This is a genomic window from Vibrio anguillarum (assembly GCF_001989995.2).
Taxonomy (GTDB): domain Bacteria; phylum Pseudomonadota; class Gammaproteobacteria; order Enterobacterales; family Vibrionaceae; genus Vibrio; species Vibrio anguillarum.
Genome location: NZ_JAHGUP010000056.1, coordinates 1 through 12,305, shown reverse-complemented (window position 1 = coordinate 12,305; position 12,305 = coordinate 1). Strand labels below are relative to the sequence as shown.

The following is a 12,305-nucleotide window of genomic DNA, read 5'->3' as shown; positions in this document are numbered from 1 at the left end:
CTATCAGACAGCGATTCCACGCCTTGGTATTCACGCACCACCAACGTGTCGTCTGCCAAACCCTCCACGGTGAGCCTAAAACTTAACCTTGCCATCTTTTTACCTTCCACATTTGAATGTCGAAAAACCTTAAGCTCAATACATAACTAGGCTACGTACTGAGCTTAAGGTTTTGGTGTGGGCCACTCACCCCAAGGACATGAAACACGAGTGAGCGACCCAAAAACTAAGCGTGATTACGCTTCAACAGGCTTGCGCCAGTCGTCAGAGCCTGAAGTACCCGCATTCACGTGATCCCACAGGATTTTACGGTAAGACATAGAAACCGTAACGTTTTGTGTGAAGTCGCCGTTCGCTGGATCTTGGCAATGTGGCATTTCACAGTGAATGTCCACGATAGACGCGCTTTCGAGTGTAGTAGTGAAGAAGTTCTCTTGCTTACCTTCGATAGAAGTGCGGTACCATTTTAGTTCAACCGATTTCATCTTCTCGCCAGACGCCAGTGCGTTATAAAGAAGAGGAACCGCTTTGTTTAGCGCTACGGTGAATTTAAATGGTTTGTGAACACGTTGACCAGAAGGCTGACCTGATTGTGGATCAGTCGGTACAGTTACAACGTGGTCAAATTGTTGAACCAACATTTGGTCTTCATGACCTTCAACGAACGCATCACCGATTGAATCAGTAGACAGAGCACCAGCAGTGATCAGGCCCTGAGTTTCGCCTTCGATAGAGATATAACATGGAGTTGGCATTGCAAATTCCTTACTTTAATGATGAATGGTATGAAACAAGTTCACTCGTCATAGAGCAAAGTCAGTGCCAACTCTATTACCATTTAAAATCAAACACTTATATTGTATGTATTTTTGATTGAGCAAAAACCTGCCCAGCATGAGCAAGATATTGCTTCGATGGGTAAAAACTTACCCTCATTCTGAGACAGCCAGATGTAAAAATCCCGATTCACACTGTAAATCGGGATTTTGATGTTGAGACTTAACAAGGAACCATTCAACTCATTAAATTGCAATGGGGTTGACAACTATACCCTTGTCTCTAGCTTATAGTAGAGAGTTGCCAGTGGCGGTACACAGACCAAAATAGATTGGTCTAAACCCTCACTCTCAACGTTTTCAGTCAGTACACGGTTTTTGACTTCAAAACCGCTACCGCCATAGTGTCTATCATCTGTATTAAGCAGTAATTGATACTCACCTTTGACAGGCATACCTAAACGAAAAGCTTGGTGAGGAACAGGGGTAAAATTGGTGATAATTAAAATACGTTCACCGCAGTCACTCATGCGTTCATGCGCAAGAATGCTCGCATCGGCCGCATCTTGTAAGCGCCACTCAAAGCCACGAGGCTCACTGTCTAACTCAAAAAGTGCAGGCTCGGCTTGATACATCTTATTGAGATCTCGCGTTAAATTCTGCACTCCTTGATGGCGTTCAAACTGCAATAAGAACCACTGAAGTTGGTCATCATGATTCCATTCTGCCGTTTGACCAAATTCAGTGCCCATGAAGTTGAGTTTTTTACCCGGCTGGCCATACATGTAACCCATATAAGCACGCAAGTTTGCCGTTTGTTGCCACTCATCGCCGGGCATTTTGTTGTGGATCGAACCTTTTCCATACACCACTTCATCGTGTGATAGCGACAACACATAGTTTTCACTGTGTGCATAGACTAACGGGAAGGTGATGACATTGTGATGGTATTTACGATGGACAGGATCTTCTTTTATATAGGCCAAACTGTCATGCATCCAGCCCATATTCCATTTGAAACCAAAGCCTAAGCCGCCCATAAAGGTTGGCGCTGAAACGCCGGGAAAAGCTGTTGATTCTTCAGCAATGGTCATAGCATTCGGGAAGTGTTTGTACACTTCTTCGTTCATCCACTTTAAGGTGGCAATCGCATCGTAATTTTCTCTGCCGCCATCCACATTTGGGATCCACTGATCATGGCTGCGTGAGTAGTCGAGATAGAGCATCGACGCAACGGCGTCTACTCGAATGCCATCGATATGGAACTGTTCAAACCAATATAACGCATTCGAGACTAAGAAACGGCGCACATGTTCGCGGCCAAGGTCGTAAATATACGAACTCCAATCTTGATGCCAACCACGGCGCGGATCAGGATCATGGAATAAAGGGGTGCCATCAAAATTGGCTAAGCCATGACTATCGGCAGGAAAATGTGCGGGAACCCAATCGAGCACCACGCCAAGACCGGCTTGGTGACATTGATCAACAAAATATTTAAAATCATCGGGCGTACCGAAACGGCTCGTTGGCGCAAATAAGCCAACAGGTTGATAGCCCCAAGAACCATAGAATGGATGCTCAGAAACGGGCATAAGCTCTACATGGGTATAGCCTAAATCGACCAAATAAGGCACCAGTTGATCGGCCAACTCACGATAATTTAAAAATTCACCCGCCGAATTACGACGCCAAGAGCCCACGTGCAACTCATAGAAAGAGAGCGCTTGCTTGCGCTTTTCGGTGATGGGGCGAGCTTGCCACGTACTGTCTTGCCATTCATAGCGACGATGATCGTATGTTACCGAGGCAAATGAAGGGTACTGCTCGGCGTAGTAACCCCAAGGATCGGCTTTGTGCGGTAACCCTTCACCATGAGGCCCTTTCAATTCAAATTTGTATTGCGTACCTTCGGGTAAGTTGGGCATGAAAATTCCCCAAATACCGTAATCAAGGCGCTGCATTGGATTACGACGTCCATCCCATTGGTTAAATGCGCCAATCAAACTGCACGCTTTTGCATGCGGTGCGTAGACTAAAAAACGGATACCTGAGATTTGTTTACCACCACGATCCATAGTTACGAACTGCGAACCCATGTGGTGATACATCGATTTCGGCGTATGTAAATCATCATACTCGGCGTACAAGCCATGGTACTGATATGGGTCATCGATGAGTTGCTCGACACCAGCCCAATCCACCGCCAATTGGTAGTGGGTAAAACGTAAATCAATATCTGATTTGAGAATGAAACCCGACTCATCTTCACGCTCAAGCAGAATGCGGGGTTGATTTTCCACCACCAGCTCAACTTTTTCGGCACCCGGTATCCAAACGCGTAGCACACCTTGATCGGGTGCAAGGTAAGGGCCTAAAAATGAGAATGGATCTGTAAATGATGCATGGGAAAGTTGGCTATATGCCTGCTTTAGCTTTGAAAGCTTTTTTGTTTTCATATCCCTACTCCTAACCTAACTTTCTTTAAACGTATAAAAATGCCCGCTAAAATGGCGGGCATACTAGCGAGGTTCAGTGTACCGAACTCTGCTGTTACATTGAGTGACCTAGACTAAAATTCTTCATGCCATGATTAAGAAAGATAACACTAAGTCACATCAAGGTTTATTCAGTAAGTGATTATTTACTTACACTCGCTCGCACTTCCGTTAAACGTGCAGCAATGCGATTGACATTATCACGCGCAAATACTTCATCCAAATTCATTGAAAGTTTACGACGCCAGTTAGGGTACTCATTAACGGTACCCGGAATATTAACGGGTTTATCCATTTCCAACCAATCTTCCAACTGAATACTGAGCAAGGTCGATGCACCAGATGCAACGTGCAGTTGCAGCGCCTCACTTAAATAGGAATCCATTGGGACAAGGCTCGCATCACGCCCCACCCCCTCAGGCAAATAACCATGCCATGCCACCGAATCCAAAATGCCTTGTTTACATTTCAAACGATCCTCAAACAAGGTTTCGAGCTGAGCTTGATCCGGGTACAAACCAATTTCGCTGCCCATTTTGAGATCATCGCAATGCCAGAAACCACGCAACGTTGGCATATCATGTGTGCACAGTGCCGACATCGACTGAGCGGCGTAATGTTTCGGTGAGATAAAGCCGCCATCTTCTGCGGTTTCAAAGAAGAACACTTTATAAGAGTGAACACCCGCATCGGCTAAAATATCGACGATTTCATCAGGTACTGTACCCAAATCTTCGCCAATCACGCTACATTGATGGCGGTGAGATTCCAACGCTAAAATCGCGAGCATATCTTGTACTGGGTAGTAGATATAAGCACCCTTAGTGGCATTTTCACCTTTTGGTACCCACCACAAGCGCAGTAAACCAAGTACATGGTCAATGCGCAGCGCACCGCAATGTTTCATATTGGCGCGCAGCAGCTTGATATAAGCATCGTAAGCGGTTGCTTGTAATACTTGTGGATTAAGCGGTGGTAAGCCCCAATTTTGACCAAGTGGTCCAAGAATATCGGGCGGTGCGCCAATGCTGGCGTCTAAAATCAAGTTACCGGCATCAGCCCAAGTTTCAGAGCCTGAATCAGCCACACCCACCGCAAGGTCGCGGTATAAGCCGACCGCCATGCCTTTTTCTTCCGCGAGTGCTTGGGCTTCATTAATTTGGCCATCAGCAATCCACTGCAAGTACATGTATAGGTGAACTTTATCTTGATTATCTTCGATAAATTTCTGTACTGCGCTGTTTTCAAACCGACAATATTTTTCAGGGAAAACCGGCCAGCCCCATACATTCGGATCTTGGGCATGTAAATCGACATGCAGCGCATCGAATGCCGCTTGGTGCACTAAGCTCTCACCACCTTCTTCAACGAAATTCAAAAAGGCTTGTGCGCGATCGCTATTTTTATCTAAATGGCGTTTTTTAAATTCGGTGAACAGGAGTGGCAAGACACTCATTTTTAATGTTGCAACTTCGGTGTAGTTTACCCAATGCGCTTCACGTACTTTCTGAAGACGTTGCTGAAACTCCGCACTGCCTACTTTTTGCTGCGCATCCGCACTCAAAGCAAATTCAGGCACTGAACTCACGTCAATGTATAAAATATTAAGCCAACGGCGTGACGATGGGCTGTAAGGACTCGCCCCTTCCGGGTTTGCAGGAAAGAGAGAATGAATCGGGTTAAGGCCGACAAAATCGCCGCCACGAGAGGCAATATCCGCCACTAACTGTTTTAAGTCGCCAAAATCACCAATACCCCAGTTGTGCTGAGTACGCAGCGTGTAAAGCTGCACACTCGGGCCCCACAATTTTTTACCTTCAGTAATAGGTGCTTGTTTGTAACAGGCTTTTGGCGTCACTATCAGCGTGAGCTCATACGGTGCTTTACGGCGTTTCCGTGTCACCAACAGTTTGTGATATCCCCATGCCAAATCGCTTGGCAATGCAAACACTAAAGGGCCACCCTCAGCGCGTTCATCACGAACGACTTGCGATTGAAGATAGCCTTCAAGTACCTCTCCTTGCTCGGTTTCTAAGCGCCAGTTAAATTCGCTTTCACGTGCGCTGGCACCTAGATAAAGTGGCACTTCCACCGCTTCACCTTCACGAATAACGAGAACAGGATCTAATACATCTTTCTTGTGTTTCTTTTCTGCTGATTTCAGCAGCGTTTCATCATTGGTTGTGTCATAGCCCAAAGACGCCAATAAGCGGATAATGGTTTCATCTTCCACTTTCGCTTCGTCGCCCCACGCGCTTATGTAGCTGTCGGCAATGTTCGCCATCGCCGCTACTTGTTTTAATGCGTTTAGTTGTTTCATCGCTTTCTCCGAAGGGACTTCTTTCCCCTTCAAATGGGTAGGGTTTTATTATAATGAGTCATCATAGAGCCAAGGCTCTAAGGCCTTGGCTTACTTGAAAATTAACGTTTAACGGTTTCTAATTTCCAGATGTTGTTAACGTAGTCACGGATACTGCGGTCAGAGCTGAACTTACCCACCAACGCGGTGTTAAGAATCGCTTTCTTCGCCCAGCCAGCCTGGTCACGGTACTGCTTGTCCATCGCCTGATGCGCTTGTACATACGAAGCGAAGTCAGCCAGCACTAGGTATGGATCACCACCATCAAGCAAGCTATCGAACGTGGCTTTCAATTTACCCGGAGCGCCTGGGGTAAACTCTTCACCCACCAACAAATCCAGTGAAGCCTTAAGCAGCGGATCCGCATTGTAGTAATCATATGGGTTATAACCACTGGCTTTTAATGCTTCGACTCCGTCCACTTCCAAACCGAAGATGTAGATGTTGTCATCACCCACTTCCTCACGAATTTCCACGTTTGCACCATCCATCGTACCTATGGTTAAAGCACCATTTAGCGCCATTTTCATATTACCGGTACCGGATGCTTCTTTACCTGCAGTAGAAATTTGCTCAGATACATCGGCAGCAGGAATGATGATTTCAGCTATGCTCACGCGGTAATCAGGAATGAAAACTACTTTTAGCTTGTTACCAATGCGCGGATCGTTATTCACTTTTTCTGCAATTTTATTGATGGCGTAGATGATCTCTTTAGCTAGGTGGTAACCCGGTGCCGCTTTAGCCGCGAAGAACACCACGCGCGGCGTCATATCGAACGTTGGGTCATTCACTAAACGATGATACAAAGAGAGAATATGTAACATATTCAAATGCTGACGTTTGTATTCATGCAAGCGTTTGATCTGCACATCAAAGATGGCATTGGTATCAAGCTCAATACCCATGTTCTCTGATACCCAATCAGCCAGACGCTGCTTGTTGTGTTTCTTAACCGCCATAAACTCTTTTTGGAATTTCGCATCGTCAGCGTATTGCGCAATCGCTTCTAGCTGGTCAAGGTGCGCTGGCCACTCAGTGCCAATTTTTTCCGAAATAAGCGCCGACAAACCTGGGTTACAAAATTTCAACCAGCGACGCGGCGTAATGCCGTTTGTTACGTTGTGCAAACGTGTTGGGTAAAGCTCGTGGAATTCTGGGAAAAGATCGCGTTTTACCAACTCCGAGTGCAGCGCTGCCACACCGTTCACAGCATAAGAGCCAACCACACAAAGGTTTGCCATACGCACTACACGGTGGAAACCATCTTGAATGATGGAGAGTTTTTGCTGTTTCGACACATCACCCGGCCACTTGGCTCGTACTTCTTGCAGGAAGCGGTGGTTGATTTCGTAAATGATTTCCATATGGCGAGGAAGCAAACGCTGGATCAACGACTCGCTCCACGTTTCGAGTGCTTCAGGCAGTAGCGTATGGTTGGTATAGGCGAACGTTTTTGAGCTGATCGCCCATGCTTCATCCCAGCCCATGCCTTTCTCATCAATCAAGATACGCATCAATTCAGGAATGGAAATCGTTGGGTGAGTATCGTTTAGCTGAACGGTTTGATATTTAGGAAGATCAGCAATGTCATGACCCGCCGCCGCATGACGACGCAAAATGTCACGCATTGACGCCGCGCTATGGAAATATTGCTGCATCAAACGCAGTGTCTTACCTTTTTCGTGGTTATCGTTTGGATAAAGTACTTTGGTAATGTTGCCTGCATCAATCAAGGCATGCTGTGCTTCAAAGTAGTTACCGTTGTTGAAATCAGCCAGTGAGAAAGGCGCAATTGCGCGACATTCCCATAAACGAAGTGGGTAAACCGTGTCGCTTTCATAGCCGACGATCGGTAAATCCCAAGGCATTGCTTGGACAAACATACTCGGAATCCAACGGCGTTTTTCCACGCCATTGTCATTGATAACGTCAACATGGCCGTAAAAACCAATCTCTTGTGCTAGGTGTGGTCGTGCCACTTCCCACGGGTAGCCTTCAACACAACGCCACTCATCAGGAGCTTCTTGTTGGTGGCCCTCACTAAAAGATTGCTTAAACAAACCATATTCATAATGTAAACCATAACCTACGGTTGGGTACTCTTGCGCAGCGCACGAATCCATGAAACATGCCGCAAGTCGCCCTAAACCACCATTACCTAAGGATGGGTCACGTTCTTCTTCTAATAAATCCGTTAGGTTCTGACCTAAATCAGCCATCGCTTCCGTGATTTGCTCATACAGGCCCATGCTGATGAGGTTGTTGCCAGTTAAACGGCCAATCAAGAATTCAAGTGATAGGTAGTTCAGACCCTTAGCGTTAACAATGCGCTCGTCTTGCTCAGTTTCGAGTAGATCAAACATCGTTAATTCAGCCAGTGCGCGCCCCATTGCGAGATACCATGAACGGCTATCTGCATTTTCAATGGTGGTAGCGTAGGTGGCAGTCAGGTGTTTCTTTACGTTGTCTTGGAACGAAGCTTTATCAAACTTCTTCTGTTGCGTAGGTTTCATTAGCGAAATCTCACTTAGTCGTTTTAATTCATCTTCGGCATATCGTGCATCAGCTACGCAAGGTCGGCATCCTCCTAAAAATGACCTCGTTTAGGAGGAGGGCTCAGGGCGTAGAGGGCGAGCACCAGAGTCGCAGTGATCTATCTCTCATTCGTTGCACATAGCGGTTCATAAGCAGTGATTGTGATCACATCACCTTGCTCACTAGCCTAAATACCGCTCATGACGCTAAGGTTTCGATCGGGAATATCAATCTCTCAATATGAGAATTGGCTCTCAAAAAAATGAGCTTCATTTACAAATTACATGAGATTTTGTACATGCTCAGTTTTTATATAGCGCATAACAAAGAAGTTTTAGTGATTAAAGTCACAATTACAGGGCGTAGATGATGAGTAAATGTGAATCCTGCAAGAATCTCGGGATGGATCAATAAACGTGCGTCACGACATCAAGTAACATCCACACAAAATGAGTGATAGTTCACTTGTGTACTCCTAAATAATGATGCTCTTCTTACTAAGCGCCTCCAAAGCTGCGATCAGCTTTTAAGTCAGTAACAAGAACAATAAATGGAATCTGGAAGATGTGGATACCTTCTAAGCTTACTCGTCCCGGCCGCCTACACAACGCCATCGTTCGCCCGCGTGTGTTAGAGCTGCTTGCCCAAGCACCTTGCTACAAACTCGTGCTATTTCGCTCGCCTGCAGGTTATGGAAAAACCACCATGGCAGCGCAATGGTTATCAGACAAGACCAATGTGGGTTGGTATAGCATCGATGAAAGCGACAATGATGCGTTCCGATTTATCAACTACTTACTGCAAGCGATTAATAAAGCGACTCAGCAAAGTTGTCCAAATGCCCAGAAACTGGCCGAGCGACGCCAGTTCTCTTCTTTACACTCGCTATTTAGTGAAGTGTTTTCGGAAATGTCTGGCTTTAACAAAGAGTGCTATGTGGTTCTCGATGATTACCATTTGATCGCCGATGACGATATCCACGAAGCGATGCGCTTTTTCCTCAAACACATGCCAGACAACCTAACGCTGGTCGTCACTAGCCGTGCCACACCACCATTAGGCACGGCCAACTTGCGCGTACGCGATTTGATGATCGAAATTGGTAATGAGCTACTCGCCTTTGATACCGAAGAAACAACACGCTTCTTTAATCAACGGGTCTCTGATGGCGTGGATGATGATACTGCCAACAACTTGTGCACCTATGTCGAAGGCTGGCCCTCTGCACTGCAATTGATTGCCTTACAAGCACAGCACCAAAAGCGCACGTTGGCTCAAACAGCGGAGTCAGTATCGCAATTTAATCATGCACATTTATGGGATTACTTAGTTGAGGAAGTGTTTGATCTACTCGATAAAGAAACGCGCCAATTTTTGATGCAATGCTCGGTGCTCGATCACTTTAATGACGTGTTAGTCTCTGCACTCACCAAACGTGACGACGCGCTGAGCATGATTGAGTCGCTCAACCGCTATGGTTTATTCATTTATCCACTGGAAGGTGAGCACAACTGGTACCGGTTCCACAACTTATTTGCGGAATTCCTCTCTCATGAACGCTTGGCGCGCATCCCGCAGCAGGAACACGATCTACACCGTGCCGCCGCGCACGCTTGGTTGCAAGAAGCCACACCTCATCAAGCGTTGCGTCACGCCACGCTCGCCAACGATACTGACTTACTCGCTACTATCTTGACGCAATTTGGCTGGAAGATGTTCAACCAAGGCGAGCTTTTGGCTCTCGAAGAGGCCATTAACCAACTCTCTCCGGCCCAACTCTATCGCGAGCCTAAACTGTGTATGCTACAAGCTTGGCTGGCTCAAAGTCAGCACCGCTACTTTGACGTTGGGGATCTGCTGACCAAATCGACCAACGAGATGAAAGCGCTCAATGTTCAGCTAAGCACCAAAGAACAAGGCGAATTCAATGCCCTACGTGCTCAAGTCGCGATCAACCAAAATGAGCCAGAAAAAGCCTTAGAACTTGCGGAGTTAGCACTGAGCCAACTGGATCACACCGTTTACCGCAGTCGTATTGTCGCCACTTCAGTCGTCGGCGAAGTGAACCACGTGCTCGGTCAATTAAGCCGTGCACTCTCGATGATGCAACAAACCGAAAAGCTGGCACGCCAGTATCAGGTTTACCACCAAGCGCTATGGGCATTACTACAGCAAAGCGAGATCTTGATTGCCCAAGGTTATGTGCAAGCCGCTTTTGAAGTGCAGGATATTGCCTTCAAATTAATTGAAGAGCAGCAATTGCAGCAAGTGCCATTGCATGAGTTCTTACTACGGATACGTGCCCAAATCCTGTGGTGCTGGAACCGCTTGGATGAAGCGGAAGAATGCGCTTATAAAGGACTACGCGTATTGGGCAACCACTCTCCAAGCAAACATCTGCACAGTTATTCTATGCTGGCACGTATTGCTATTGGCCGCGGTGAACTCGATAAAGCGGGTAAGTTCATCGAACAAATACAGCACTTACTGAAACAATCGACTTATCACGTAGACTGGACGGCGAATGCTTCGCTCTCACTGATTCTATTTTGGCAAGCTCGTGGCAATGATGAAGCAATGTTGCAGTGGCTCAAGACCACCATTCGACCAGAAAAAGCATGCAATCACTTTTCACAGCTTCAATGGCGCAATATTGCTCGAGTTCAGATTCACTTAGGTCATTTGGAAGATGCGACTCAAACTTTGACGTTTATGCAGCACGAAGCGCAAACTTATCAGTTGATTACTGACCTAAACCGTAATTTGATCCTCGAAGCCGTTCTAGCCACCACAGTGCACAATGAAGAAGTGGCGAAAGAAAAACTCAAAGAGGCGCTACAGCTAACCAATCAGACGGGTATGGTGGGTAACTTTTTAATCGATGGTTCGCAGATCGGCCACTTGTTGGAAAAACTCTCTAGCCGATCCGAATTGGGAGATCTGGAACGCCACCGCGCACAACAGTTAATGAAAGAGATCTCTACCACTCAGCGCAGCCGATCAGTCCATTTCGACGAAGAGTTTGTTGAGAAGCTGGTTAATCACCCAAATATTCCTGAGCTGGTTCGTACCAGCCCACTCACTCAACGTGAATGGCAAGTCTTGGGGCTTATCTACTCTGGGTTTAGCAATGAGCAAATTGCACAAGAGCTGGATGTCGCAGGAACCACCATCAAAACCCACATCCGCAACCTATACCAAAAACTGAATATTGCTAACCGCAAAGAGGCAATCCACACCGCCGAGAATTTATTGCAACTTATGGGCTATTGAGTCGCAGGTACGATCAAAAAGAGCCAGATAATCTGGCTCTTTTCTGTCGTAAAACATGATGGTTAGAAGGTTTTTGGAGCGAAACCAGTCATCACTTCTAAACGCAGTTCTTTGCCCATTGTTGTCATCGGGTGTACCACTATTAAACCTTTAACTGACTTTTTCAATTGACCTAAATCCGCCTGTTCGGCTTTGGTCAACTCACGAGAAAATGGCATATCGAGCAAACTCTTACGCTCTTTGCTCACCGTATAATTTTGCTTGTGTTTTGCTTGGGCGAGCTTTTTCGTCAGTTGTTCTACTTCATCGGTAAATTTGCTGATCATTACTTGATCGCCACGACCTTTAGCCGCATCGAGCTTATGGCGACACGTATCTAAACGGTTATTGAGTTGTTGAATTTCATTTTTCAGGCTCATGGTCACTGGCTCTTCGAAAGTAAAGTGGGCGCGGAGTATATCACAGCCTATCTATACTCTATATAGAAATTAAGCTTAAACCGGTGAAATGAAAGCCACTGGCAAGTCATAGAGGGCATAACAACTCTACTTAGCATTCCAATTTGACATAACACCCATTTTTCATATGAAAATATGCTCTTTGTAAGACGCGGTGCCGCAAACTTAGCTAAGCTATATTTATAACAACAACGAGCATGTCAACCGTCAGTTAAAGTACCAAGGCCAATAACATAACAACAGGAAATAACCATGAGCCTGACTATTCGCCAAAGACTCTACGTGCTATCCATTGTTCCGCTACTGATTATTTCGTTAAGTATGATGTATCTCAGTTTTTCAGAAACACAAAAACTGAATCACGAACAAATGGCTGCTACCCGCGCTAGCATGATGGAGATGA

Annotated in this window: 6 protein-coding genes; 1 reads left to right on the top strand and 5 read right to left on the bottom strand. The window is 46.1% G+C overall.

Annotated features, from left to right (window positions below; all coding sequences use genetic code 11):
• Positions 1–236: 236 nt before the first annotated feature.
• The 4 genes from PL85_RS13855 to PL85_RS13840 all read right to left on the bottom strand — a co-directional run bounded on the left by PL85_RS13855 (position 237) and on the right by PL85_RS13840 (position 8,149).
• Positions 237–755 carry an Hcp family type VI secretion system effector gene (locus PL85_RS13855; protein ID WP_013868180.1) on the bottom strand — a complete coding sequence of 173 codons (519 nt, stop codon included), beginning with the start codon at positions 753–755 and terminating at the stop codon, positions 237–239.
• Positions 756–1,045: 290 nt separating this feature from the next.
• Complete coding sequence (gene glgB / locus PL85_RS13850; RefSeq protein WP_115339952.1) at positions 1,046–3,235, bottom strand: 1,4-alpha-glucan branching protein GlgB; 2,190 nt, start codon at positions 3,233–3,235, stop codon at positions 1,046–1,048.
• A 181-nt stretch (positions 3,236–3,416) separates the two neighbouring features.
• Positions 3,417–5,594 carry a 4-alpha-glucanotransferase gene (gene malQ, locus PL85_RS13845; protein WP_115339953.1) on the bottom strand — a complete coding sequence of 726 codons (2,178 nt, stop codon included), beginning with the start codon at positions 5,592–5,594 and terminating at the stop codon, positions 3,417–3,419.
• 101 nt (positions 5,595–5,695) lie between these two features.
• Entirely contained in the window at positions 5,696–8,149 is a 2,454-nt protein-coding gene (locus tag PL85_RS13840) for a glycogen/starch/alpha-glucan phosphorylase (protein ID WP_013868184.1), read from the bottom strand.
• Positions 8,150–8,735: 586 nt separating this feature from the next.
• Here PL85_RS13840 and malT point away from each other — a divergent pair.
• Positions 8,736–11,444: an HTH-type transcriptional regulator MalT gene (malT, locus tag PL85_RS13835; protein WP_017046883.1), complete on the top strand. Its 2,709-nt coding sequence runs from the start codon at positions 8,736–8,738 to the stop codon at positions 11,442–11,444.
• Positions 11,445–11,506: 62 nt separating this feature from the next.
• On the opposite strand, the gene PL85_RS13830 is transcribed toward malT, so the two are convergent.
• Entirely contained in the window at positions 11,507–11,863 is a 357-nt protein-coding gene (locus PL85_RS13830) for a YibL family ribosome-associated protein (RefSeq protein WP_026027197.1), read from the bottom strand.
• Positions 11,864–12,305 lie beyond the last annotated feature (442 nt).

What these genes read in the sequence shown, in the direction of transcription:
- PL85_RS13855 (WP_013868180.1), bottom strand. Translation starts at nt 755, where the DNA reads ATGCCAACTCCATGTTATATCTCTATCGAAGGCGAAACTCAGGGCCTG.
- glgB (WP_115339952.1), bottom strand. Translation starts at nt 3,235, where the DNA reads ATGAAAACAAAAAAGCTTTCAAAGCTAAAGCAGGCATATAGCCAACTT.
- malQ (WP_115339953.1), bottom strand. Translation starts at nt 5,594, where the DNA reads ATGAAACAACTAAACGCATTAAAACAAGTAGCGGCGATGGCGAACATT.
- PL85_RS13840 (WP_013868184.1), bottom strand. Translation starts at nt 8,149, where the DNA reads ATGAAACCTACGCAACAGAAGAAGTTTGATAAAGCTTCGTTCCAAGAC.
- malT (WP_017046883.1), top strand. Translation starts at nt 8,736, where the DNA reads ATGTGGATACCTTCTAAGCTTACTCGTCCCGGCCGCCTACACAACGCC.
- PL85_RS13830 (WP_026027197.1), bottom strand. Translation starts at nt 11,863, where the DNA reads ATGAGCCTGAAAAATGAAATTCAACAACTCAATAACCGTTTAGATACG.